The following is a 25437-nucleotide window of genomic DNA, read 5'->3' as shown; positions in this document are numbered from 1 at the left end:
TTAACGTCCCAGATAGACGTCAATTACCTGTTCATTGGCCTGTACCTCGCGAAGCGAACCTTCCGCCAGTACCCGCCCCTGATGCAGCACCGTGACGTGGTCGGCGATGGTCTCGACGAAACCCATATCGTGCTCAACCACCATCAGCGAATGCTTGCCTGCCAGGGTGCGGAACAGCTCGGCAGTGTATTCCGTCTCTGCGTCAGTCATACCGGCAGCGGGTTCGTCCAGCAGTAACAGGTGCGGGTCCTGCACCAGCAGCATGCCGATCTCCAGAAACTGCTTCTGTCCGTGGGAAAGCAGCCCGGCACGGCGATCGCGCTCGCTGCCAAGCCGCAGCAAAACCAGCATCTCATCAATGCGGTCGCGCTGCTCGCCGCTGAGCGTGGCCCGCAGGCTCGCCCAGACGGACCTGTCGGCTTTCATGGCGATTTCGAGGTTTTCCCCTACGGTCAGCGCTTCAAACACGGTCGGCTTCTGGAACTTACGGCCAATGCCCTGACGGGCGATGGCCGCCGGTTCCAGGGCAGTCAGATCGATGGACTGATCGTAAATAGCTTTCCCGCTTTTTGGCCGGGTTTTGCCGGTAATCACGTCCATCAGCGTGGTTTTACCGGCGCCATTAGGGCCAATGATGCAGCGCAATTCTCCGACGCCGATGTTCAGCGAGAGATCGGTCAACGCCTGAAAACCGTCGAAACTGACGTTAATGGCCTCGAGCTGCAACACCGGATCGGTCTGTTCGCGGTAACGGTCGCCCGGTAGCTGGCGGGTAAAGAGTCCTTCAGAGGGCTGCATTAATTCTCTCCCTTACGAAACAGACCGAACACGCCGCGCGGTAAAAACAGCGTCACGGCGATGAAAATCAGCCCCAGAAACAGCTGCCAGTACTCCGGCATCGCCACGGTGAAAAAGCTCTTCGCACCGTTGACCAGCGCCGCGCCAATCACCGGGCCCACCAGAGTGCCGCGTCCACCCAGCGCTACCCAGATGGCCGCTTCAATCGAGTTGGTCGGCGACATTTCACCCGGGTTGATAATGCCCACCTGCGGAACGTACAGCGCTCCCGCCAGGCCACACAGCACGGCGGAAAGCGTCCAGACCAGCAGCTTGAAACCGCGCGGATCGTAGCCGCAGAACGTGAGACGGTTTTCCGCATCGCGCACCGCCGTTAAAATGCGGCCAAATTTACTCTTCGCCAGCGCGTAGCCTGTGCCCAGGGCCAGAAGCAGCAGCACGACCGTTGCGAGAAACAGCGCGATCCGCGTGGTGGTCGCCGTGACGGAAAACCCGAGCAGCGTGGTAAAACCGGTAAAGCCGTTATTGCCGCCAAAGCCGGTTTCGTTGCGAAAGAACAGCAGCATGCCCGCGTAGGTCAGCGCCTGGGTCATGATGGAGAAATAGACCCCTTTGATCTTCGAGCGAAAAGCAAACCAGCCGAAGACCAGCGCCAGCAGGCCGGGGATCGTCACAATTAACACCAGAGCCCAGGCAAAATGCTGCGTTCCCCACCAGAACCAGGGCAGCTCGCTCCACGAGAGAAACGACATAAACGCGGGCAGCCCGTCCCCGGCCGCCTGGCGCATCAGGTACATGCCCATCGCATAGCCGCCCAGGGCGAAGAATATGCCGTGCCCCAGTGAGAGCATACCGGCATAGCCCCAGACCAGATCGAGGGCCACGGCGACAACTGCGTAGCAGAGGATCTTGCCGATGAGCGTCAACATCCACGTAGAAACGGCCAGCGGATGCGTTGCGGGCAACAGCGCGAGAAAAGGCAGCACCAGCAGCGCCGCAACCAGCAGACTGCCGAAGATTTGCGTGGAGCGCGGTGCCCTGCGCGCCAGTGTTAAGGTCAATGGCTGGCTCATCAGTCTGTCACCCTCCCTTTAAGTGCGAATAACCCCTGCGGACGTTTCTGAATAAACAGAATGATCGCCACCAGAATCAGGATTTTGCCCAGCACGGCGCCCATCTGCGGTTCAAGAATTTTATTGAAGATCCCCAGACCAAAGGCCGCCGCGACGCTACCGGCCAGCTGGCCGACGCCGCCGAGCACCACCACCAGGAACGAATCAATGATGTATCCCTGGCCCAGCTCCGGTCCCACGTTCCCCAGTTGGGACAATGCCACGCCGCCCAGCCCGGCAATGCCGGACCCGAGGCCAAACGCCAGCATATCTACCCGTCCGGTGGGGACGCCGCAGCAGGCCGCCATGCTGCGGTTTTGCGTCACCGCCCGCACGTTCAGCCCCAGACGCGTTTTATTCAGAATGAGCCAGGTGAAGAACAGCACCATCAGCACAAACCCGAGCACCACAATGCGGTTCCACGGTAGCGTCAGGTTGGCGAAAACCTGCACCCCGCCGGACAGCCAGGCCGGGTTTGCGACCTCAAGGTTCTGGGCGCCAAAGGTCATGCGCACCAGCTGGATAAGCATCAGGCTGATCCCCCAGGTAGCGAGCAGGGTTTCCAGCGGGCGGCCATACAGATGGCGGATCACCGTGCGCTCCAGCACCATCCCGATACCTGCCGTCAGGCAAAACGCCACCGGCAGCGCCACCACCGGATAAAGCGCCAGCCACTGAGGCATCCACTGCGCCATCACCTGCTGCACCATCCAGGTGGCATACGCCCCGAGCATCAGCATTTCGCCGTGGGCCATGTTAATCACCCCCAGCAGACCATAGGTGATAGCCAGCCCGAGCGCGGCCAGCAAGAGTACCGACCCCAACGACAGGCCCATGAAGGCCTGCCCCAGCAGTTCGCCCCACATCAGCCGGTGCTGAATACGGTCCAGGCTCTCAGCGGCGGCGGCACGTACCCGTGCGTCCGGCTCGGTTTGCGCCCGGGTGAACGGCGTCAGCGTGGCCTGAACGTCCGGATCGTCAGACTGTCCCAACAGTTCAACCGCGTTGAGGCGCGTTTCCGCCTGCGGACTCGCCAGCTGAAGATTTGCCAGCGCCAGCCTCAGCGACTGTCGGGTGACGTCATCCGTTTCGCGGTTAGCCCGCTGTTGCAGAAACCCGAGCATATCCGGCTGGGCGTCACGCTGAAGTTGCCGCGCGGCATGACGCCTTTCGGTGACACTGTCACTGACAAGCTGATGCGTCGCCAGCGCCGTGACGGTTAACACGCGCAGCCGGTTGGTCAGCCGCACGGCTTTGGTCGTTCCTTCGGCGCTCTTTGCCGCGCCCAGGGCAACCATTTCGCCGTCGATGCGGGTAAAAGCCTTCTTCTGGCTGTCGGTGTAGAGGTTCTCCTGTTGCAGCGCTTTAAGCAGCGGCAAACGTGCAGGTTCCGGCGTGGCTGCCCAGCGGGTCAGCATGGCGGTCTGCTGGCTGCGGCTAGCGGCAACGAAATCATCGGCATCCGATGCCTGCACCATCCCTGGCAGCAGTCCGGTAAGCCACACAATCGCAATAATTATGCGCATGGCGTTCATGACGTCTCTCCCTGGTGGTGGCTTAGTTGCTGGCGGTTTTCATCGGCTGGTCAGGTTTTTTGTCATTCCCGGCGATAAACGGGCTCCACGGCTGAGCGCGTACCGGCTGTTCGGTTTGCCAGACGACGTTGAACTGGCCGTTGCCTTCGATTTCACCAATCATGACGGGCTTATGCAGGTGGTGGTTGGTGGCATCCATGGTCAGCGTAAAGCCGGATGGCGCGTTGAACGACTGGCCCGCCATTGCCGCGCGCACTTTGTCCACGTCGGTTGTCCCCGCTTTTTCAACCGCCTGCGCCCACATATGCAGGCCGACATAGGTCGCTTCCATCGGATCGTTGGTGACGACGGTATCGGCATTCGGCAGCTTATGGGCTTTCGCGTAGGCTTTGTAGGCCGCGACAAAAGTCTGGTTGGTCGGGTTATCGACGGATTCAAAGTAGTTCCACGCCGCCAGGTTACCCACCAGCGGTTTGGTATCAATGCCGCGCAGTTCTTCCTCGCCCACCGAGAACGCCACCACCGGCACGTCCGTGGCTTTCAGCCCCTGGTTCGCCAGCTCTTTATAGAAAGGCACGTTGGAATCACCGTTGATGGTGGAGACCACCGCCGTTTTACCCCCCGCAGAGAATTTCTTGATACTGGCGACGATGGTCTGGTAATCGCTATGACCAAACGGGGTGTAGACCTCTTCAATATCTTTATCTTCCACGCCTTTCGAGTGCAGGAAGGCGCGCAGGATCTTGTTCGTGGTACGCGGGTAAACGTAGTCCGTTCCCAGCAGGAAGAAGCGTTTCGCGCTGCCGCCGTCCTCGCTCATCAGGTACTCCACCGCCGGGATCGCCTGCTGGTTAGGCGCCGCACCGGTATAAAAGACGTTTGGTGACATCTCTTCACCTTCGTACTGCACCGGATAGAACAGCAAACCGTTCAGCTCTTCAAAAACGGGCAGAACTGATTTACGCGATACGGAGGTCCAGCAGCCAAACACTACGGCGACCTTATCCTGGCTCAGAAGCTGGCGGGCCTTTTCGGCAAACAGCGGCCAGTTGGAGGCCGGGTCAACCACCACCGGCTCCAGCTTTTTCCCGAGCACGCCGCCTTTGGCGTTAATTTCATCGATGGTCATCAGGGCGACATCTTTCAGGGGCGTTTCTGAAATGGCCATCGTGCCGGAGAGTGAGTGCATGATCCCGACTTTAATAGTCTCTGCGGCCTGGACGCCAAAACTGACGCCCATGGCGACCACGGAGGCGGACAAGGCGAACGCTTTTATAAAGGTACGACGGTGCATATTTTCACTCCTGAAAAAGAAAGCTGTGCGAAGACGTCCGTTACCGCCCGGACGCAGAAAAAGTAACGTCAGTTTCAGGAGAGCAAAAAGGGTGCCAGGTTGCAGAGGCAGGATTTAAACGGGTTCGAAGAGAGGATCTACGGGAAACGACTCAGAATGGTACAGCGCTGCACTGTAATAATGCAGCGCTGTGAACGATGTTACCAGACGTCGCTGGCGATTTGCGTCACCAGGCGAACTTTATCCCACTGCTGGGCTTCGCTCAGGCTGTTACCCTCTTCCGTGGAGGCAAATCCGCACTGTGGGCTGAGGCAAATCTGCTCTTTCGCCACGTAGCGCGCGGCCTCTTCCAGACGCGCTTTCACCCCTTCCGGGTTCTCCAGTTCACCGTGCTTGGTGGTGATTAGCCCCAGAACCACCTGCTGTTTACCCGGGCGCACAAAACGCAGTGGCGCAAAGTCGCCGCTACGGTCGTTGTCGTACTCCAGGAAGAACGCGTCGACGTTCACCGTACCGAACAGCACCTCCGCCACCGGCTCATAGCCGCCTTCGGAAATCCAGGTTGAGCGGAAGTTGCCGCGGCAGACGTGTAGCCCGATGGTCAGATCGTCCGGTTTGCCCTCCAGCGCCTTATTCAGCACCCGGGCATAGGTTCGGGCAAGTTCGTCTGCATCATCACCGCGCTCGCGGATCTGCCGGCGCTGGTCTTCTGAACAAAGGTAGGCCCAGACGGTATCATCCAGTTGCAGATAGCGGCAGCCTGCATCGTAAAAGGCCCGAATGGCATCGCGCCAGGTGGTCGCCAGATCGTCAAAGTAATCTTTCAGATCCGGGTATACCGTGGCATCAATATCCTTGCGGCCACCGCGGAAGTGCAGCACGCTCGGGCTCGGAATGGTCATCTTCGGCTGTGCGTTACCGCTGATGCTTTTGAGGTAGCGGAAATCTTCCAGCATAGGATGATCGCCGAAGCCCAGTTTGCCCGTTACGCGCACGCCATGGGCTTTGGTCTGCACCCCGTTGAACTGAATGCCCTGCTGCGAATCATAACGCTCTACGCCCTGTAGCCCGTCAAAGAAGTCAAAGTGCCACCAGGCGCGGCGGAATTCACCGTCCGTTACCACATGCAGACCGCAGGCGCACTGCTGCTCGACAACATGGCGAATGGCCTCGTCCTCAACCGCGCGAAGCTGACCGGCATCGATCTCACCGCTGGCAAATTGCAGACGGGCCTGTTTAACAGAATCCGGGCGTAAAAAACTGCCGACTACATCGGCGCGGTACGGGGCATGGTGTCGCTGCATGGAAATCTCCTCTGTCTGTCGGCGTTAATTGCCCACAGTGATAATTCATCTCTTGAATATTTAGACTTCTGGATGTCTAAACGTCCTGAAAAGATGTCATACCGGCTCTCCGCCGACAAACGAGAAAATTTCATCTGTGTTGAAATAAATTCATGTTCACAGGGCGGGTGATGAAGATCCTGCAAACGCGAACCGCTCATCTTCCCAGCCGGTCATGCCTCCGAGCATAACCTTGACCGGCAGACCCAGACGCGCCAGCTTCAGCGCCGCCCTGTCCGCCCCGTTGCAGTGCGGGCCTGCACAATAGACGACAAACAGCGTGCCCTCTGGCCACGCTTTCATCCGCTCGGCGGTGATCTGGCTCCAGGGTAAATGCAGCGCGCCGGGCAGATGCCGCCGGGCAAAATGTTCAGGTTTTCCGACAACGTGCAGCAGAACAAAGTCCTGCTCACCGCTGGATACCGCGTGATGGACATCGGCGCAGTCCGTCTCGACGCTCAGACGACGCAGAAAATGCCCCACGGCTTCCTGCGGCTCAGCAGCCGGAAATTCAGTAACATAGCTCATGAATCTTCCTCATTTGTGGTGTTTGTGTTAACACTACTCTATCCCTTACTTCAGCCCATGAATGCGTCCGCCTATGCCAGAAAACAGCAAAAAGATGACAAACTTAAGACATCCCTCGCCGCGCGCGGTCGTGCTGGCATATGACGGTTTATGTACCTTTGAGTTTGGCGTGGCGGTAGAGATCTTTGGCTTGCCGCGCCCGGAGATGGGCGAGGACTGGTATCAGTTCGCCGTGGCGAGCGTGGATGACGGCGAGCTCCGGGCAACGGGCGGGATCCGTATTCTGGCCGATGGCGATCTGGGTCTGCTGGAAACGGCGGATCTGGTTGTCGTACCCGGCTGGCGAGGGCTGGACGAACCCGTACCCGACGCGCTCTGTCAGGCGCTCCGTGCGGCGCATGCCCGGGGTTGTCAGCTACTCTCAATCTGCTCTGGCGTTTTCGTTCTGGCAGCCTCAGGCCTGCTTGACGGGCGGAAGGCAACCACCCACTGGCGCTACACGCAAGCTCTGAAAGCACGCTATCCCGCTATCACCGTGGTTGAGGATGTGCTGTACCAGGACGAAGGCGATATTCTCACTTCCGCAGGCAGCGCCGCGGGGATTGATCTGTGCCTGCACGTGGTGCGCCGGAATTACGGTATTGAAGCGGCAAACTGCGTGGCGTGTCGGCTGGTGATCCCGCCCCATCGGGACGGCTCGCAAACCCAGCAGCTTAGCCGACCGGTGGCTCAGTTGCGGGAGAGCCAGCGCCTGGGCCAGCTGTTTGATTATCTTCACCAGCATCTGGCCGTTTCCCATACCGTCGAATCGCTGGCCCTGCGGGTGGGTATGAGTCAGCGCACTTTTCTGCGCCGTTTCCAGGACGCGACCGGAACAACGCCCGCGCGCTGGTTATTAACTGCACGATTGCAGCGGGCAAAAGATTACCTCGAAAACAGTCGGCTCAGCATCGACAATATTGCGGAACAAACCGGTTTTGGACAAAGCGGCACGCTGCGCCACCATTTCCGGCAGCAATTTGCGCTTTCGCCCGCGCAATATCGCAAACGATTTTCACAGCCGGTACGATAAACGGGCAAAAAAAAACCGCCATAATCTGGCGGTAAATGCTTGCATGGATAGATTTGTATTTTGGTATCTACGCTCCGGTATTCCATACCGGGATGTGGATCATCTGCAATCTACCACTGTGAGCCTCAACGAAGCATAAACGAATCGATTAACCCGCTTTGGTATTAATTTGCAGATAACGCATCAGCCCCTGCTCTGCACTCTGGCGGGCATCATCATTAATCGCTTCGAGATAAAACGCACGAGAGACCCCATACGGCGCCTGCTCGGATGGGTAAACGGCGAACTGGAAGGTTTTGCCCCTCGCCTTATTGGTACAGCCCAGCTCCCAGCGATCTTCACTTACCTGGGTGCTATTACATTCGACACGTCCGTAATCGCTGGTTAAATACGATCCGACACGGCTTTTTGCTGACTGAATATATTCTGGTTCTTCATTTGAATAGATGCTGGCCGCAGCACCCACCGCAACCACTACGCCCAGAAGTGATAGCACGATTATTTTTTTCATTTATTCGATCCAATCCTTAGCCAGAAAAATCTTATTGTAAATGATTTCCCAATAAATCTAGCTTCTCTTTGCATACCAGAAATGGGAGTTTACAACGGCGATATTGCTTTTAAGAATAGTCTTAAGTGAGTTTTATTGCGACCACAATTTTTGACAGTCTATTTTCTCAAATTTAAACAGTCGAATAATTACTCTATGAAATTATCCCTACGATGACCGTAGCGTATTTTCAGGGGATAAAGGATGTTCAGAAAAGAATTTTCGCTACTGCTGGTGATTAGCGCCCTGTTCTCAGGGCAGATTATGGCGGAGCACAAAGGGCATGAATTTGTGTATGTGAAAAACGCCGACCATCAGCTTCGTCATGAAGCTGACAGCGACGAGTTACGCAGCGCGGCTGAGGAGTCTGCGGAGGGGTTGCGCGAGCACCATGCCTGGCAGAAATCGCGCAAACCGGATACCCACTCTGCGGGTTAGCTGCCTTTACGCTTCGGCAGGGTCTTCATCAAATCGTCAGGGCTGACGGAGGCCACAATGCTTCCCGGCGGCGGCATTTTGAAGATGTGATTCTTCATCTTGCCGATAACGTGCATTTCACACGGACGGCAGTCAAACTTCAGCGTCAGCACTTCATCGCCATTCACCAGCTGCATCGGCGTCGCTTTCCAGCTTTTAATATTGCCTTTCGCCTGTTTCGGACAAAGGTTAAAGGCAAACCGCAGGCAGTGTTTGGTGATCATCACCGGCACATCGCCCTTCTCTTCATGCGCTTCATACGCGGCGTCAATCAGCTGCACGCCGTGACGATGGTAAAACGCACGCGCTTTGTGGTTGTAAACGTTCGCGAGGAACGAGAGATGCGTGTCCGGGTAGACCGGCGCAGGCACCGTTTCGGCCTTACGGCTGCCGCGCGGATAGTTTGCCAGCCGTGCTTCATCCAGCATCTCTGCCGTTTCACGGCGGAACTGGTTCAGCAGGCTGTTCGGCACGAACAGCGCGTCCGGCAGATTCACCTCAGTATTGCGCGCGTAATAAATGGTCTGCCCCAGCTTCGCCACGCCATCCTTGAGGTTGCTAAGCGCTTTCTCCGCATTGTTCGCCACCTCGAACAGGCCGTCGAGCGTATGCGTCACGCTGATACCGTCTTCGCAGGTCATGGTCAGGATCAGCTGCTCTTCCCAGCCCCCCAGCGCGATATCCACCGCAATGCGGCGCTCGCTGGAGGTCTTGAGCAAGGCCTGCTGCCAGTTGTGATCCAGGTTACGGTTAAGCGCCGCATTAGGACGGGCTTTATAGAGATCGGCAGGCATTTCGTTCGGCCAGACGCGATAGCGATTTTCGCCGGTTTTCTCCACCGTATTGGCGCGGAAACCCACTACTTCACGTTTGATCATCACGTTGAGACCATCGCCGTTCGCCAGCGGCTCTGTAACCTGAACGTCAAGATGATCTTTCGCCACTTTCAGCACTTCACCCACCGGTAAACCGATAAACTTCGGTGAATCGAACGCGCCAATATCCCCTTTACGGGCATTCACGAAATAGTCCGTGCTGCCGCGGTGGAAGGTCTTGTCCGTCGACGGAATAAAGAAATGCTCTGTACGACCGGCGGACGCGCGCGCCAGGTCACCGCGATCGTCGATGATGGCATCCAGCATCTGACGATAATGGGCGGTGATATTTTTCACGTAGCTCATGTCCTTGTAGCGCCCTTCAATTTTGAAGGAGCGTACACCGGCATCGATCAGCGCGCCGAGGTTGGCCGTCTGATCGTTATCTTTCATCGACAGCAGGTGTTTTTCGAATGCCACCACGCGGCCCTGATCGTCTTTCAGGGTATAAGGCAGACGGCAGGCCTGAGAGCAGTCGCCCCGGTTAGCGCTGCGCCCCGTCTGGGCGTGAGAGATATTACACTGCCCGGAATACGCCACACACAGCGCACCGTGGATAAAGAATTCAATGGTCGCGTCGGTCGCCTGGTGGATATCGCGGATCTGGTTCAGGTTCAGCTCGCGCGCCAGAACAATCTGCGTAAACCCGACGTCCGAAAGAAACTTCGCCTTCTCAACGGTGCGGATATCGCACTGGGTGCTGGCATGCAGCTCAATCGACGGGATATCCAGTTCCAGAACGCCCATATCCTGAACGATCAGGGCGTCAACGCCGGTCTGGTAGAGATCGGTAATAAGACGCTGCGCGGGCTCAAGCTCATCATCATGAAGAATGGTGTTCAGGGTCACGAACACCTTCGCCCCGAAACGGTGGGCGAACGGGACCAGCTCGGCAATGTCGCGCAGGCTGTTGCTGGCGTTATGACGGGCACCGAAGCCAGGGCCGCCAATGTAGACGGCATCTGCTCCGTGAAGAATGGCTTCACGGGCAATGGCGGCGTCGCGGGCCGGGCTTAGCAGTTCAAGATGATGGGAGTGCAGGCGCATACTTCGTCGTTATCCGTTATGGTCAAAATGGCGGCTATTGTAGTCAGAAGTCTGTGCCAGTGAAACCGTTTTGCGACGCTTTAGCGGGGATAATGGATCAGAGAGTGGAAATGCACCGTCCGGGCGCTGCTGTTGCGGTACGCGTGCGGTTTATCGCCGGCAAAACGTGCGCCGGAATCAGCTTGAATCGTCCGCCAGATACCGTCGGTCTGCATGTCCAGAACACCGCTTATCACCACCACGTGTTCAATCACCCCGGCTTCGTGCGGCGTGGACTCGCTCAGCGCGCCGGGCGACAGCGTGATGGAGAAATGGTCAAACTTAAGCTGGTCGTCCCAGGGGAAAAGCGGTTTCACCACCATCGCCTGCTGCTGCGGATCGAACACCGCCTGCGGTTCGCTTTCTGGAGTGATAAACGCCGAAAAAGGTACGTTCAGCCCGGTGGCGATTTTCCACAAGGTAGAGACCGTCGGGCTGGACTCATTGCGTTCGATTTGCCCAAGCATCGCTTTCGACACGCCCGTCTCTTCCGCCAGTTTCGACAGGCTCCAGCCCCGCGCCTGACGCAGCGCTTTCAGTGTGGTTGCCAGGTGTTGAGTGATATCCATAGTTCCTCCCGTTGCGGCTAAGCATACCACTTGTACGCTATAGCGCACAGTGATACCTTATCCCGGACGTTATAACGCACAACGGAGTTTCCATGCGATCGACTGCCTCTCTCTTTCCTGCCGTGCTGGCCGGTTTTGTTGCCGTGCTGGTGGGCTATGCCAGCTCTGCCGCCATTATCTGGCAGGCGGCTGCGGCGGCTGGCGCCAGTACACAGCAAATCGCCGGATGGATGACCGCGCTGGGGCTCGGGATGGGGATCAGCACGCTGGCATTGTCGTGGTGGTATAAAGCCCCGGTGCTGACCGCCTGGTCGACGCCCGGCGCGGCGCTGCTCGCCACCAGCCTGCATGGCGTGACGCTGGCGGAAACCGTCGGGGTATTTATATTCGCGAATGCGCTGATTCTGCTGTGCGGCGTCACCGGCCTGTTTGCCCGGTTGATGAAACTGATCCCGCACTCGCTTGCCGCCGCTATGCTGGCGGGCGTGCTGTTACAGTTTGGCCTGAAGGCATTCAGCAATCTTGAGGGACACATTTTTCTTTGCGGCAGTATGCTGGCCGCCTGGCTGGTGACCAAAGCCGTAGCGCCCCGGTACGCCATTGTCGCCACGCTGCTGGTGGGCGTGTTCGTGGCATGGGCCGGAGGTGACGTTGTCACGAACAGGATGACGTTATCAGTCATCATGCCGGAATTCATTGCCCCTGCGTTCACCTTCACCAGCCTGATCAGTATCGGCTTACCCTTCTTCCTGGTGACCATGGCGTCGCAGAATGCGCCCGGCTTCGCCACCATGCAGGCATCGGGCTATCCGCTGGCGGTCTCACCGCTGATCGTTGCCACCGGCGGGCTGGCACTGCTGTTATCCCCCTTCGGCGTTTATTCTATATGCATCGCCGCCATCACTGCCGCCATCTGCCAGAGCCCGGACGCCCATCCGGATGCCAGTAAACGCTGGCTGGCCGCGGCGGCGGCAGGCGGGTTTTATCTGCTGGCGGGGGTGTTCGGCGGGTCGATTTCCGGGCTGATGGCCGCCCTGCCGCTGAGCGGCATCCAGACGCTGGCCGGGCTGGCCCTGCTCGGCACTATCAGCGGGAGTTTGTATCAGGCACTGAACCATGAAGCAGAACGCGACGCGGCGATCGTTACCTTCCTGATGACCGCCAGCGGCGTCACGCTCCTGGGAATTGGCTCCGCCTTCTGGGGACTGGTGCTGGGAGGGATCTGTTACGCCGTCTTCTCACGCCTTCGCCGCGCGTAACTGTGACGGCGTAATGCCGGTCATGCTGCGAAAACGGTTACTGAAATGGCTGGCGGAGTTAAATCCGCAGGCCAGCGCGATGTCGGTGAGCGGCGTGGTCGTGTGCTGTACCAGCGCTTTGGCCTTCTCCATGCGGCGCTGCATAACGTACTGATGCGGCGCCAGCCCCATCGACTGGCGGAACATCCGCGCAAAGTGATACTCACTGAGTGCGGCCTGGCCCGCCAGTTCCGCCAGGGTTAAGGGTTGTGCAAGGTTTTCCTCGATAAAGGCCAGCACGTTGCGCAGTACAAACGGTGATAACCCGCCGGTCACTACCGGCAGCTTCCACTGTACACTGGAATAGTGCTGGACCAAATGCGTCAGCAATAAGGTCGACGCGGTGCTCAGGGTGAGCTGATTGGCGTTTTGCTGCCAGTCGCAGCCGAGCAAAAACTGGCGATAAAGGGCGGTGATTTTCGGATCGCTGCCGAAGATTTTTTCCTCCAGCGTCAGCGATAGCGGTCGTTTATCCCAGATTTTCTCCCCCACGTCCCGCAGGTGTTCATCGGTGCAGTAGAGGTGCACAAACGACAGGTCGTCACGAATATCCCACGTGGATTCGCTCTCTTCCGGCATCAGACAAAAACGGTCCGGCCCGCCGCCATTTTTCCAGCCACACGGCGTTTTTTGATAGCTTTCATAGCCATCCGCCACGTACAGGCTAAGGGTGTGATGGTTGCTTTTCACCGTGATCGTGTCGTGCTTGTTGTACCACGCCGCCAGTTGAATGCCAGTATTGAGCGCGACGGTTTCCCGCAGCACTGCATTTTGTTGGCGTAACGTTTCAAAGGTGTCGTAAACGAGAGACATGGCCGTAAACAGGTGATTAATCAGACTGTCAGTCTAAGAAGTGTTGCAGCCTGTTACCAGCCATTGTGCGAGAAAAAAGCGCAAGAATTTGCAAGTCCGGCGCAAGACGATGAAAGCCGGCCCCCCCTTCTTTCGCCACACTGTTGTTTTTCGCGGTATGAGAAGAGAGACACCATGAACGCATTACTCTATGGGCTGGTCGTTGTGATCTGGGGCACGACCTGGATCGCCATTTTTTTACAACAGGGGCCGGTTGCAGCGCCGGTCTCCATTTTCTGGCGCTTCGCCGTGGCCAGCGCCACGATGATGATCGTCCTGGTCGCCCTTCGCCGTCTGCGCAGGCTGGCGCTGCGGGATCATCTCTACTGCATGCTTCAGGGCTGCTGCGTTTTCTGTTTCAACTTCTGGTGCTTTTACACCGCCGCCGCCCATATCAATACCGGCCTTGAGTCGGTGATTTTCTCGATGGCCGTGCTGTATAACGCCATCAACAGCTTTATCTTCTTCGGCCAGCGCCCACCCGCACGCTTCTGGACGGCGGCAGCGCTGGGGCTTATCGGGATCATTACCCTTTTCTGGAACGATCTGCTCGCCAGCGGCTGGAGCGCGTCGTTGCTTACGGGCATCGGGCTTTCCGCCCTCGGCACCTACGGCTTCTCGCTGGGGAATATGATCAGCATGCGTCATCAGCGAAACGGGCTGGAAACTATGACCACCAACGCCTGGGCGATGCTGTACGGCACCGTCGTGATGGGCCTTATCGCGCTCTTCAGGGGCGATAGCTTTATGCCGGAATGGACGGTGAGCTATATGGGGGCGCTGCTCTATCTTGCGCTGTTTGGCTCGGTGATTGCCTTCGGCGCCTACTTTACGCTGGTAGGCCGCATTGGTCCCGGTAAAGCCGCGTACAGCACCCTGCTGTTCCCGCTGGTGGCGCTGTCGATTTCAACGGTGTACGAGGGTTACGTGTGGCATCTCAACGGGATCGTCGGCCTGCTGTTGATACTGGGCGGGAATATGGTGATGTTTACGAAGCCGGAAACCTGGTTCCGCCGCCTGCGGACGGCATAAAAAAACGGCCTGCGAAAATGCAGGCCATTTTTTATTAATTTGCTGTCTGATGAACATCAAACATGGTGGCATCCGTCGCCATGTCATCCACAACCTGCTTCAGGGTGCCGAAGCCCATTGGCGTATTCTCGTTCGCCAGCTCTTTCCCTTCACCCTTACGAACAACCTTAATCACTGGTTTGTTCGTGGCCGCATCGATTAACTCACCTTCGAAGAACAGATGCGTATCCATGGTACGATGGCCCGTTGCCATCTGCGTACCCGCAACCAGCAGCGCCACAGGCACCACTTCATAGAACTGCAAACCTTCTTTGTCTGAGCTCACACCCGTGATGGCGCCGCGGAAGATCAGGCTATGTTTGCCCGGCGTCGTCACAATCGGCTTTCGCTGGCCAATCGCGGTTTTCAGTTTGGTATTGGTATAATTCAACAGCTCATCAAGCGTTTTTTGCCCAAGCTGAGTGGTCGGTTTTGGCGTCGGATAATAGGTTATCGGCGTCCAGATAATGCTGTCGTAATTCGCCTCATTATAGGACGGGTCAACCCAACGCAGGGTTGGCTTCCCGGTTGCAGATTTCATCTCCTGCAAGCCGGAGTAATCTTTTAAAAAGCCTGAATATTGATCGGGGGCTGCGACTTTTGACGCACAGCCGGAAAGGGCCAACAGACCAGAAAGCACTGCAACTTTAAAAAAAGTGTGAGTACGCATGATGGTATTCCATGTTATCTGCAAGTATGCACTTGAAGTTATAACAAAAAACCGGGCGATGTGTTGTGGCAAAAAATGACGAAGACAGCACAAATAGCGAAAAAACTGCCCGACCGAAACCGGGCAGTGAAAAATTACTCCTTCAGGTCCACTTGCCAGAACAGGTGCTTGCCGAAGGGATCGATTTCATAGCCCGTGACCTCTTTACGGACTGGCTCAAAAATCGTCGAGTGGGCAATCATTACCGCCGGCATTTGATCGTGCATCATCTGCTGCGCCTGCTTGTACAGCGCCACGCGTTTTTCGCGATCGGTTATCGATTTAGCTTCGGCAATCAGGTTATCAAACGGCTTATAGCACCATTTGGCCGAGTTCGACCCGCCGTTGGCGGACGTACAGGTAAACAGCGGGCCGAAGAAGTTATCCGGATCGCCCGTCGCCGTTGTCCAGCCCATCAGTGCGGCCTGATGCTCCCCGCCCTTCACGCGCTTCAGGTATTCGCCCCATTCGTAGGTCACGATTTTGGTCTGCACGCCCACTTTCGCCCAGTCCGCCTGGATCATCTCCGCCATACGCTTCGCGTTCGGGTTATACGGCCGCTGCACGGGCATGGCCCACAGATCGATGCTTACGCCGTTGGCAAATCCCGCCTCCTTTAGCAGCGCTGTCGCTTTTTCTGGATCGTAATCATAGTCTTTCAGCTCGCTGTCGGCACTCCAGACGCCAGGCGGCAGCAGGTTTTTCGCCGCCGTGCCGGTGCCGTGGAAGACCGCCTCAATGATGGCGGGTTTGTTAATCGCCATCGCCAGCGCCTGGCGCACTTTTACGTTATCCAGCGGCGGCTTTTGCGTGTTAAACGCCAGGAAACCGGTATTCAGACCGGCCTTGCTCATCAGGTTGATGTCTTTGTTAGCCCTCATACGCGGCAGGTCCGCCGGGTTCGGGAACGGCATCACCTGGCACTCATTCTTCTCGACTTTGGCAAAACGCACCGAGGCGTCCGGCGTGATGGTGAACACCAGACGATCCAGCTTCGATTTTCCCTACCAGTAGTCAGGGAAAGCGGTAAAGAGGATGCGGGAATCCTTCTGGTATTGCGCCAGCTTAAACGGCCCGGTGCCAATCGGCTGCATATCAACCTTTTCTGGCGTGCCCGCTTTCAGCATGGCATCCGCATACTCCGCCGACAGAATGGAGGCAAAATACCACGCCAGATCAGCGACAAACGGCGCTTCCGGGTGCGCCAGGGTGAAGCGCACGGTGTGGTCGTCAACTTTATCAATAGCGGTAATCAGGCTGCCGAACTCCAGACTTTCGAAGTTGGAATAACTGCCGTTGGAGACGTTATGGTAGGGATGATTCACATCCTTCTGGCGCATAAACGAGAAAATCACGTCATCCGCGTTGAAGTCGCGCGTCGGCGTGAACAGCTTATTACTGTGGAATTTCACCCCTTTGCGCAGGTGGAAGGTGTAGATCTTGCCATCCTCACTGACCTCCCAGCTTTCCGCCAGGCTCGGCACCAGTTCGGTAGTGCCCGGTTTGAAATCGACCAGACGGTTATAAACCGGTACGGCGCTGGCGTCCACGCTGGTCCCCGACGTATAGAGCTGAGGATTGAAATTTTCCGGCGATCCTTCGGAGCAATACACCAGCGTTTTTGCCGCGACGGTGGAACTGACCGTCAGCGCAGCAAGCGCCAGCGTTATCATTGTGAATGTGCTTTTCATCATTTATTCCTGTCTTTTTAATTCGACGGCTAATTACTTCTTTTGCCATTTCATAAATAACATTAAAGTGATGGCGCAAACACATGAAAAATAAATACAGAAGGAAACACTATGGGCTCAGAACTCTCCAGACAATTAACCCAACGCTTTTTCCGCTATCTCGCCATCACCAGCCAGAGCGACCCGAAAGTCAAAACCCTGCCCTCCACCCCGGGCCAGCACGACATGGCGCGGGAGCTGGCGAAGGAGCTGGAAACGCTGGGGTTAGACGATATTGTGATTGATGAGTTCGCCACCGTTACCGCCGTGAAAAAAGGCAATGTTCCCGGCGCGCCGCGGATTGGTTTTATTACCCATATCGACACCGTCGACGTCGGTTTATCCCCGGATATTCATCCACAAATATTAACGTTTACGGGGGATGATCTCTGCCTGAATAAAGAGAAAGATATTTGGCTGCGCGTAAATGAGCACCCGGAAATTCTGGCTTATCCTGATGAGGAGATTATTTTCAGCGACGGAACCAGCGTATTAGGCGCAGATAATAAAGCGGCCGTCACCGTGGTCATGACGGTGCTGGAAAACCTCACCGCTGAACATAAGCATGGCGATATTGTGGTGGCGTTTGTGCCCGATGAAGAGATTGGCCTGTGTGGCGCGAAAGCGCTGGATTTGAAGCGCTTCGACGTCGATTTTGCCTGGACCATCGACTGCTGCGAGCTGGGGGAGATTGTTTACGAGAACTTTAACGCGGCGGCGGCTGAAATTCGCTTTACCGGCGTCACGGCTCACCCGATGTCCGCCAAAGGGGTGCTGGTCAATCCGCTGCTGATGGCAACGGATTTCATCAGCCATTTCGATCGCCGGCAAACCCCGGAATGCACCGAGGGGCGCGAAGGTTATATCTGGTTTAACGGCATCCAGGCCGGGCAGAACGAAGCGATACTGAAAGCCAATATTCGTGATTTTGACAAAGATGGTTTCGCCGCCCGCAAGCAGCACATTGCCGATGTGGCGGCGCAAATAGCCGCGCAGCATCCCACGGCAAACGTGGAATACCGCATTGAGGATACCTACAGCAATATCAGCAATGCGATTGGCGAAGACCGCCGCGCGATCGACCTGATGTTCGAGGCGATGGAATCGCTCGGCATCACCCCAAAACCGATCCCCATGCGCGGTGGCACGGATGGAGCGGCCCTGTCAGCCAAAGGCCTGCTCACCCCGAACTTCTTCACCGGCGCCCATAACTTCCACTCGAAGTTTGAGTTTTTACCGCTGTCGTCGTTCGAGGCCTCCTGTCGCACGGCCCTGCAACTCTGTCTGCTGGCCGCGCGTTAAGCGGGCTTGCGTGCGAGCATGGTAGCGAAGCGCAGCTTGATACGGTTCCCGTTGGCATCGGTACGGTGGAGTTCCCCTACCTCTTCGTTGTACTTGATCAGCTCCCAGCCTTCGTAGTAGTTGCTCAGTTCACCGGTTTTGAAGGCAAACGGGAAGCCGACTGTGCACGGATAATCCTCCGTATCCATGGCAGCAACGATCAGGTTATAGCCGCCTGGTCTGGTGCAACGCTGCATATTGGCGATAAGACCAGGGATGGTATTCGCTTCGAGGAACATCAACACGACGGTGGAAAGAATAAAGTCGTATTCGCCGTCAAAGGTCAGGTTGTTCAGATCCTTAATCGCCGTTTCCAGATTCGCGATCCCTTCCGCCGCCTTAATGCGCTCGATGTTATCGATGCTCATCGGGTTTTTATCCCACGCCGTCACGTCATAGCCGTTGGCCGCGAGGTAGAGGCTGTTGCGGCCATTTCCGCAACCGAGATCGAGCGTTTTACCCGGCTTAACAATGTCCGCGCTGAGCAGCACCTCTGAGTGCGTGCGGGTCAGCCCATATTTCTCAGTAAAGTAGTTTTCATCGACAGTCATTATTTTTCCTCAGATTGCATAAGCAGTGCCTTATCAGCGCGCACCAGAAGTTTGCCCTGCATCAGCAAGATAAAAGTACGGACCAGCAGCATCGCGATGATGACGTTGGTGAAAATAAACAGGGGAACCGCGAGGGCATGAAAGAACCCTGACGGACTGCTCTGTCCAAGATGTAAACCGGTGGTCGCCAGCGCCGACACCCCGAACGAGAAGCTCCAGAACGACGCGTTAAACGGCTGCGACAGATACCACGGCATCAGACGCAGCATAAACAGGAGTTGCAACAGGCCATAGCCGAATAGCATTTTGGCGAAGGTGTCCGCTTCGCCGCCGTTGACGCTAAACCAGGCGCTACAGGCCACCAGGGCAGGCGCAAGCTGGATACCGAGCGAGGTACGAAGGGCAGCGGGCAGTTCGCCCGCGCTGCGCAGGCGTTGCAAAATGACCGGCTCCAGGCTCAGCCAGGAAAAGACCCCGGCGCCAAGGAACACCAGCCCCGCATCGTGGAAACCCAGCGCACCGCAGGCCATCGCGCTGATAAAATTGTTCGCTACCGTCGGCAGATACAGTCCCGGCGTCGTGGCCTCTTCCGGATGCTTGCCGCGCCACAGCCCGGCGCTTTGCCAGGCGGCATACGCAAGCTGGATCACCACGCCCACGCTAAACAACCCCAGCGCCACCGGGCGATACCACGGCACAAAGCCGATGGCCACCAGCAGCGTGGTGGCAGGAAACAGGCTGACAAAACTGCTCATTACCGGATGCCGCATCTCGGCCAGCACGCTATGTGGAAACCGTACCGCACGGGTAAGAAACGCCACGCTCAGAAGGAACCAGATCGTCACCGCCAGCGCCACCAGGATCTCGCCCGGCCAGCGCGTCACTGGCCAGATGGTGCTGGCATAACGCCAGGCGAACCCCATGCCTATGGTACCGAGGACCATACCGAAATACCTGGCGGGCAAGTTAAGAACGCGTTGGTTTTGGTTATGCATTTTTTTTAAACTTTAAAATGTATTTTAAATGCCATTTTAAGGGGTTTCCTGAGCGGACGCCAGCACTTCGAAAAACCAAAAGTTTGCTACGTTTATTGAAAGGCTTTTCAGGGATAACACGATGACAAAATATCGGCTCAGCAATGAAACGCGTCTCTGGCGCTGGCAGGACGGATCAACGCCGTGCACAACGCCTCTCAGACAAATTATTGCCGTGAAGGATTTTAACGATGTGACCAGCGGGACTAAAGGCGGTTGGGTTGAGGATGAACACGCGCTCGCCCAGGACGGGGATTGCTGGGTTTACGATGAAAACAGCGTGGTGTTTGCCGGGGCCAGGATATCCGGTAACGCCCGCCTCACCCAACCCTGCATCGTAAGCCACCGCGCACACGTTGGCGGCAACGGCTGGCTTGACGCGGCAGAGGTGAGTCACGGGTCGGTAATAAGTGACAACGTCACCATTCAGCACTCCACCGTACGCGGGGAATGCCGTATCGCGGGTGACGCGCGGGTGCTGCATAACAGCCTGGTGATTGCAGCCAAAGGGCTGACACCCGACCGTGAGCAGATCCTGCAAATCTATGACCGAGCCACGGTCAGCCAGTCGCGTATTGTGCATCAGGCGCAAATCTACGGCGATGCCATGGTGACCTGGGCCTTTGTTGAGCACCGCGCCGAGGTGTTCGATCGCGCCATTATTGAGGGCAACGCGCTGAATAACGTCTGGGTGTGCGACTGCGCCAAAGTGTACGGCAACGCCCGTCTGCTGGCCGGTCTGGAGGATGATGCCATCCCGACCGTGCGGTACAGTTCACAGGTCGCGGAAAACGCCCTCGTCGAAGGCAACTGCGTCATTAAACACCACGTATTAATAGGCGGCGAGGCGTGGTTACGCGGCGGGCCGATCCTGATTGATGACAAAGTGGTCATTCAGGGGCGGGCGCGTATCAGCGGCGATGTCCTGATTGAGCATCAGGTGGAAATAACGGACGATGCGGTTATCGAGGCGCTGGAGGGTGAAAGCATTCACGTCTGGGGAGCCAAAGTGATCAACGGCGACACGCGGATCACCCGGACGCCGCTGCTGGGGGCGCTATAGCGGGAAGATTCTGGCGTACAGGTTCACGTCATCGTAGCGACCGTTGAGCATTTCCGCTTCCCGCAAACAACCTTCCAGCGTGAAACCGTTGCGCTGCGCCACCCGGTTACTGCTCTGGTTATCCACGCGACACTTGATCACAAAACGGCGGATCTCGCCGCGCTCAACGTAATAGCGCATAAACGCCTGGAGCGCCTGAGAAAGAATACCCTGCCCCTGATGCGCCTCGTCAAGCCAGTAGCCGATATACCCGGCCTTATTCGCAGGCTCGATCGCGTTGAAGGACAGCACGCCCACCAATTCGTCATTCATAAAAATCAGGAACATTTTGGCGTAACCGCGCTGGTGCAACATCTGGTTGCTCTGCACGTTGCGGCGCGTGTCCTCTTCGCTGCCGACATGCTGCGCCCAGTCGAAGGCGGATTGCAGCCAGGTTTTGTTTTTGATTACGAGGTTATGCAGATCGGTGGTATAGCGCTCTTCGACGGCGCGAAGCTCGATTTCCTGGTTAACGGGGATGATTTCTGAAGACATGGTGCCTCTTAATTGCCGGGTGGCGCTAACGCTTACCCGGCCTACAAATGCGTCCAGAGCAGGCCGGGTCGCCGCCCGGCACAAACCCATAAGGACTAGCGCATGATCCGGTCGTCAACGTAGTTACGTTTGTCCGGCGCGGGCGGGAAGTACTGATACAGCCAGGTCTCGCTGATGGCATCGCCCTGACAGCGCAGGAACAGGCGCATATCCACCGGCTCGGTGGAGTCAGAGGTTGGATACCAGTCAAACAGAATGCGATACCCGTCGAACGGCTCGACGTAGAGGATCTCCACCTGCTTCGCTTCACCGCTGGACAGGGTGATCACCGGCTCAATGCCCTTCGGTGCGGCGGCCTTCAGATCGCCCCCGACGAAATCAATGGCAAAGCGACGGGCCCACACTTTCGGGTAATTTTCACCCGGCGCCCAGCCCTCCGGGAAGCCTCCCATACCGGTACGGGTGGCGTAGACGTTTGCCAGCGGGGAACGCACCGGCGGCTGCGCGCTCCAGTAGAGACGGTATTTGAAGTCCAGCTCATCACCCGCCTGCACCGGTTTCTCTGGCTGCCAGAAGCAGACCACGTTATCGAGCGTCTCGCCGGTTGTCGGGATCTCCATCAGGGCAATGGAACCTTTCCCCCAGTTGTTGCGCGGCTCGACCCACAGGCTTGGTCGCTTGTTATACCAGCCCATGACGTCCTGGTAATGGGAGAAGTCACGGTCAAGCTGCAACAAACCAAAGCCCTTCGGGTTTTTATCCAGGTAGGCGTTAAATTGCAGCTTTTGCGGGTTGTTCAGCGGCCGGCAGATCCACTCCCCGTTACCGCGCCACATCGCCAGGCGGTCTGAATCGTGGATCTGCGGATGAATGGTGTCGCACATGCGGCGTTCGTTGTTGCCGCAGCTAAACATGCTGGTCATTGGCGAGATGCCGAGCTGCTTGATGTCTTTGCGCGCATAGAGATGGTTTTCGACGTCCATGATCACCTGGCTCTTCTCACAGTGGATCACAAACTTATAGGCACCAGTAATGCTCGGGCTGTCCAGCAGCGCATAGACGGTAAAGGTGGTATCACCCGGCTTCACGGTTTCAAACCAGAAGGAGGTGAAATCCGGGAACTCTTCCGGGGTGTCGGTAAAGGTATCCACCGCCAGACCACGCGCGGAGAGGCCGTACTGGTAGGTATCATCCACCGCGCGGAAGTAGCTCGCGCCCAGGAACGAAACGATATCGCGTCGCGCCAGCTCCGGCGCTTTAAAGACGCGGAATCCGGCGAAGCCGAGGTCGCTCTGCCCTTCAAGCTGGCGGGTATCCACGCCCGTATCGCCGTAGCTGAACAGCTCAGGCCGGAAGTGGATCTCACGCGCCTGAGAGGTGGTTTGATCCAGCGAGAACATGCGCACGCGGCGGCGGAACCCCATCCCCATATGGAAGAACTGGGCGTCCAGCTGACGGCCTTCAATGTTGTTCCACAACGACTGTTTCTCATCGTAACGGATGGCGTTGTACGCCTGCGGCGTCATGGTGGCCAGCGTTTCCGGCAGTGGACGCGGCGCACCGCCCCACGCGGTTTTCGCCAGATCGTGCGCCATGGATTGCAGAACAGAGAAGTCAAAGCGACGGCTCTGACCGTCGGCAATGTCGGAGTCAGCAGCATACGCCGCCTGGGAAAACAGAGAAGCAAGGCCAGAAGTGCCGCTCAGGGCAGCCATTGCCAGGGAACCTTTGAGAAAACGTCTGCGATTCATGCCTGAGAAAACGTCCTTATGGTCGTGTGAATGAGTTTCGCGCGCAGCGAAATGACGGCAAGAAAGAACGCACAGCCTAAACAAAAACGGTTAAGAATCCAATTGTTGGCGGGTGATTATCTGAACAAACCGAGAAATATTTTCTGTCGACCAGAACGGCCTGAAAAAGGGGTAAAGTTATGTATAAAAGAGTCCCGGCTGGACATCAACAGCCGGGACCAACGAGGCGGTTATTTTACGCTGACATCGATACCCGGGAAGTACTTATCAGCCAGTTTAGCGATCGTGCCATCGGCACGTACTTTATCAATTGCGGCATCAAGCTGCTTTTTGGTGGCCTCATCCCCCTTACGCAGCCCAAAGCCGATCCCACTGCCGAGGATGGTGTCGTCCGACACCGGTTTGCCGATAAAGCCAAACCCTTTACCCTGCGGCTTACTGAGGAAACCTGCCTGCCCGGCCGCTGACATGACCAGCGAGGCATCGATGCGACCATTCAGCAGATCTCCCCAGGCCATATTCTGATCTTTATAAGACACCACGGTGACACCGTGCTTTTCCCAGTGCTCTTTGGCGTAAGTTTCCTGAATTGAACCCTGAAGAACGCCGATGGTTTTGCCCTTCAGCCCTTCGGGGGTAGCCTCTACCGCAGAACCGGCTTTGCCCACCAGCTGGGAGGGAATGCGATAGATGGGCTGGGTGAAATCAATGCTTTTGCGACGCTGTTCGGTGATGTTCATCGCCGAGTTTATGGCGTCGAACTTTTTCGCCACCAGACCGGGGATCAACGCATCAAACGAGGTTTCAACCCAGCTGCACTTCAGCGCGGCGGCTTTACAGATGGCATTTCCCAGCTCTACGTCAAACCCTTCCAGCTCCCCTGACGCATTGCGGCTTTCAAACGGCGGATATTCCGCTTCCAGCCCGTATCGCAACTCGGTAGCGGCAAACGACGAGAATGAACACAACAGTCCCATGCCGACAACTAACGCGCGTAATTTCATCTCAAATTCCTTAACGTGGTGTAACCCGACAAAGGGCCTGGGCACCTGCCCGTAACGTCGCCTCATCTTTCGCAAAAGAGAGACGGATTAACTTATTGTCCGTGCCATCGGCATAAAACGCCGACAGCGGAATGGTGGCAACCCCGTACTCGACAATCAGCCTTTTCACCATCTCGCTGTCGCGCTCGTCGCTAAAGCCGCTGTAATCCGCCAGCAGGAAGAACGAACCGGCACTTGGTAGCAGCCTGAACGGTGAGTCGGCGAGCAAACTTTGCAGCAGATCGCGCTTGCGCTGATAAAACGCCGCCAGCGACAGCCAGGTTTGCGGATCGGTCATGTGTTCGGCAAACGCGTACTGCATCGGCGTATCGGCCGAGAACATTAAAAATTGATGGACTTTACATATCTCATCCATCAGCTCCGCGGGTGCCACACAATAACCCACGCGCCAGCCGGTGACGTGATAGGTTTTTCCGAAAGAAGAAATAATCACGCTGCGCTCCGCCAGCTGCGGGTGCGTCGCCATTCCGTGGTGCGGTTCGCCATCAAAAACGACGTGCTCGTACACTTCGTCAGACAAAATGATGATGTCGGTGTGGCGCGTCAGCGCTGCCAGCTGGTGCAGATCGGCGGCTGAAAACACCTGTCCGCTCGGGTTGTGCGGCGTATTGACGATGATCATCCGCGTGCGCGGGGTAATAGCCGCCCGTACTTCATCCCAGTTCACGGCAAAATCCGGTACCGTCAGCTTAATGGCAATCGGCGTCGCCCCTTGTAGACGCACAATCGGCGCATAGCTGTCAAAGGAGGGCTCGAAATAGATCACCTCATCCCCAGGATGAACCAGCCCGCTGATGGCTGAGTAAAGCCCTTCGCTGGCGCTGGCGGTCACCAGCACCTCACTCGCCGGGTCATAGCGTGTGCCATAGAGCGTGGCAATTTTGTCCGCAATGCGCTCCCTGAGCGGTTGCAGCCCGGTCATGGAGGCGTACTGGTTATGCCCTGCCTCCATGGCGCGGGTCACGCCGGTGATAAGTTTTGGGTCGCAGGAAAAATTCGGCGCACCCTGAGAAAGGTTGATGGCGTTATGCCGGGCTGAAAGCTGGCCGATAACGGTAAAAATGGTGGTTCCCACATCGGGCAATTTGGATCGTGTCTGCACCGGCGTTTTCAAAGTCATCCTCTGTCCCTTCTCGTGGTGAATGCATAACTATTCAAACAACAACTTCATTGCCGGGACAATCGAATTGTTGTCATAAT

The 25437-nt window shown here is 56.9% G+C and carries 23 protein-coding genes and 1 pseudogene; 6 read left to right on the top strand and 18 right to left on the bottom strand.

Features of this window, described 5'->3' with window-relative positions; translation table 11 throughout:
* The 6 genes from urtD to O1721_RS15045 form a co-directional block, all read right to left on the bottom strand.
* The gene (urtD, locus tag O1721_RS15070; RefSeq protein ID WP_015570541.1) at nucleotides 1-798 is read right to left on the bottom strand and encodes an urea ABC transporter ATP-binding protein UrtD; all 798 of its coding nucleotides are present in this window, start codon (nucleotides 796-798) and stop codon (nucleotides 1-3) included.
* Nucleotides 798-1871: an urea ABC transporter permease subunit UrtC gene (gene urtC / locus O1721_RS15065; RefSeq protein ID WP_015570542.1), complete on the bottom strand. Its 1074-nt coding sequence runs from the start codon at nucleotides 1869-1871 to the stop codon at nucleotides 798-800. Before urtC ends, urtD begins: the two co-directional genes overlap by 1 nt.
* Complete coding sequence (urtB, locus tag O1721_RS15060; RefSeq protein ID WP_015570543.1) at nucleotides 1871-3445, bottom strand: urea ABC transporter permease subunit UrtB; 1575 nt, start codon at nucleotides 3443-3445, stop codon at nucleotides 1871-1873. The genes urtC and urtB overlap by 1 nt, the downstream gene beginning before the upstream one ends.
* Before the next feature lie 22 nt (nucleotides 3446-3467).
* Entirely contained in the window at nucleotides 3468-4739 is a 1272-nt protein-coding gene (gene urtA / locus O1721_RS15055; RefSeq protein ID WP_015570544.1) for an urea ABC transporter substrate-binding protein, read from the bottom strand.
* 200 nt (nucleotides 4740-4939) lie between these two features.
* Entirely contained in the window at nucleotides 4940-6043 is a 1104-nt protein-coding gene (locus O1721_RS15050; RefSeq protein ID WP_015570545.1) for a cobalamin-independent methionine synthase II family protein, read from the bottom strand.
* Between the two features lie 156 nt (nucleotides 6044-6199).
* Entirely contained in the window at nucleotides 6200-6610 is a 411-nt protein-coding gene (locus tag O1721_RS15045) for a rhodanese-like domain-containing protein (protein ID WP_015570546.1), read from the bottom strand.
* Nucleotides 6611-6683: 73 nt separating this feature from the next.
* On the opposite strand from O1721_RS15045, the gene ftrA reads away from it, so the two are divergent.
* Nucleotides 6684-7682 carry a transcriptional regulator FtrA gene (gene ftrA, locus O1721_RS15040; RefSeq protein WP_032648290.1) on the top strand — a complete coding sequence of 333 codons (999 nt, stop codon included), beginning with the start codon at nucleotides 6684-6686 and terminating at the stop codon, nucleotides 7680-7682.
* A 148-nt stretch (nucleotides 7683-7830) separates the two neighbouring features.
* Here ftrA and O1721_RS15035 read toward each other — a convergent pair whose 3' ends face one another.
* Nucleotides 7831-8193: a hypothetical protein gene (locus tag O1721_RS15035; RefSeq protein ID WP_015570547.1), complete on the bottom strand. Its 363-nt coding sequence runs from the start codon at nucleotides 8191-8193 to the stop codon at nucleotides 7831-7833.
* Between the two features lie 243 nt (nucleotides 8194-8436).
* Between O1721_RS15035 and O1721_RS15030 the strand changes: the two genes are divergently transcribed.
* Nucleotides 8437-8670, top strand: a complete 234-nt coding sequence (locus tag O1721_RS15030; RefSeq protein WP_015570548.1) for a DUF2554 family protein — start codon at nucleotides 8437-8439, stop codon at nucleotides 8668-8670.
* Here the strand turns inward: O1721_RS15030 and O1721_RS15025 are convergent.
* Together O1721_RS15025 and O1721_RS15020 are read right to left on the bottom strand one after the other, a co-directional pair.
* Nucleotides 8667-10631, bottom strand: coding sequence for a peptidase U32 family protein (locus tag O1721_RS15025; protein WP_479953148.1), 1965 nt, complete (start codon nucleotides 10629-10631; stop codon nucleotides 8667-8669). The genes O1721_RS15030 and O1721_RS15025 overlap by 4 nt on opposite strands.
* A gap of 80 nt (nucleotides 10632-10711) precedes the next feature.
* A complete protein-coding gene (locus O1721_RS15020; protein ID WP_032648287.1) occupies nucleotides 10712-11239 on the bottom strand; it encodes a helix-turn-helix domain-containing protein in 528 nt (175 codons plus the stop codon).
* 92 nt (nucleotides 11240-11331) lie between these two features.
* Here O1721_RS15020 and O1721_RS15015 point away from each other — a divergent pair, with 92 nt between their 5' ends.
* Nucleotides 11332-12498 carry a benzoate/H(+) symporter BenE family transporter gene (locus O1721_RS15015; RefSeq protein ID WP_032648285.1) on the top strand — a complete coding sequence of 389 codons (1167 nt, stop codon included), beginning with the start codon at nucleotides 11332-11334 and terminating at the stop codon, nucleotides 12496-12498.
* Here the strand turns inward: O1721_RS15015 and O1721_RS15010 are convergent.
* On the bottom strand, nucleotides 12478-13350 hold the full coding sequence (locus tag O1721_RS15010; protein WP_032648282.1) for a helix-turn-helix domain-containing protein: 873 nt from the start codon (nucleotides 13348-13350) through the stop codon (nucleotides 12478-12480). The genes O1721_RS15015 and O1721_RS15010 overlap by 21 nt on opposite strands.
* 174 nt (nucleotides 13351-13524) lie before the next feature.
* On the opposite strand from O1721_RS15010, the gene O1721_RS15005 reads away from it, so the two are divergent.
* Complete coding sequence (locus O1721_RS15005; protein ID WP_023303719.1) at nucleotides 13525-14421, top strand: DMT family transporter; 897 nt, start codon at nucleotides 13525-13527, stop codon at nucleotides 14419-14421.
* Nucleotides 14422-14455: 34 nt separating this feature from the next.
* Here the strand turns inward: O1721_RS15005 and O1721_RS15000 are convergent, their stop codons facing one another.
* Both O1721_RS15000 and O1721_RS14995 read right to left on the bottom strand, forming a co-directional pair.
* Nucleotides 14456-15130 carry a DUF3313 domain-containing protein gene (locus O1721_RS15000; protein ID WP_003857221.1) on the bottom strand — a complete coding sequence of 225 codons (675 nt, stop codon included), beginning with the start codon at nucleotides 15128-15130 and terminating at the stop codon, nucleotides 14456-14458.
* A gap of 134 nt (nucleotides 15131-15264) precedes the next feature.
* Nucleotides 15265-16860: pseudogene (locus tag O1721_RS14995) on the bottom strand (ABC transporter substrate-binding protein).
* A gap of 111 nt (nucleotides 16861-16971) precedes the next feature.
* Between O1721_RS14995 and pepT the strand changes: the two are divergent.
* Nucleotides 16972-18201, top strand: a complete 1230-nt coding sequence (gene pepT, locus O1721_RS14990) for a peptidase T (RefSeq protein ID WP_015570554.1) — start codon at nucleotides 16972-16974, stop codon at nucleotides 18199-18201.
* Here the strand turns inward: pepT and tehB are convergent.
* Both tehB and tehA read right to left on the bottom strand, forming a co-directional pair.
* Nucleotides 18198-18791, bottom strand: a complete 594-nt coding sequence (gene tehB, locus O1721_RS14985) for a tellurite resistance methyltransferase TehB (RefSeq protein ID WP_015570555.1) — start codon at nucleotides 18789-18791, stop codon at nucleotides 18198-18200. The two genes, pepT and tehB, sit on opposite strands and share 4 nt — an antisense overlap.
* Complete coding sequence (tehA, locus tag O1721_RS14980) at nucleotides 18791-19786, bottom strand: dicarboxylate transporter/tellurite-resistance protein TehA (RefSeq protein ID WP_032648278.1); 996 nt, start codon at nucleotides 19784-19786, stop codon at nucleotides 18791-18793. Before tehA ends, tehB begins: the two co-directional genes overlap by 1 nt.
* Before the next feature lie 121 nt (nucleotides 19787-19907).
* Here tehA and ydcK point away from each other — a divergent pair, with 121 nt between their 5' ends.
* The gene (ydcK, locus tag O1721_RS14975) at nucleotides 19908-20888 is read left to right on the top strand and encodes a YdcK family protein (protein ID WP_479953145.1); all 981 of its coding nucleotides are present in this window, start codon (nucleotides 19908-19910) and stop codon (nucleotides 20886-20888) included.
* On the opposite strand, the gene rimL is transcribed toward ydcK, so the two are convergent.
* The 4 genes from rimL to O1721_RS14955 form a co-directional block, all read right to left on the bottom strand.
* Nucleotides 20883-21422, bottom strand: coding sequence for a 50S ribosomal protein L7/L12-serine acetyltransferase (rimL, locus tag O1721_RS14970; RefSeq protein ID WP_032648274.1), 540 nt, complete (start codon nucleotides 21420-21422; stop codon nucleotides 20883-20885). The two genes, ydcK and rimL, sit on opposite strands and share 6 nt — an antisense overlap.
* A 95-nt stretch (nucleotides 21423-21517) precedes the next feature.
* On the bottom strand, nucleotides 21518-23173 hold the full coding sequence (locus O1721_RS14965; RefSeq protein ID WP_017384001.1) for a glucan biosynthesis protein D: 1656 nt from the start codon (nucleotides 23171-23173) through the stop codon (nucleotides 21518-21520).
* Nucleotides 23174-23403: 230 nt separating this feature from the next.
* A complete protein-coding gene (locus O1721_RS14960; RefSeq protein ID WP_003857237.1) occupies nucleotides 23404-24177 on the bottom strand; it encodes an ABC transporter substrate-binding protein in 774 nt (257 codons plus the stop codon).
* 10 nt (nucleotides 24178-24187) lie between these two features.
* The gene (locus tag O1721_RS14955; protein WP_017384002.1) at nucleotides 24188-25357 is read right to left on the bottom strand and encodes a pyridoxal phosphate-dependent aminotransferase; all 1170 of its coding nucleotides are present in this window, start codon (nucleotides 25355-25357) and stop codon (nucleotides 24188-24190) included.
* Nucleotides 25358-25437: the final 80 nt, after the last annotated feature.

The organism is Enterobacter cloacae complex sp. HYC033_NIDB (assembly GCF_056673335.1).
The sequence above is the reverse complement of the archived record's forward strand: the minus strand, read 5'-3'. Positions and strand labels throughout refer to the sequence as shown.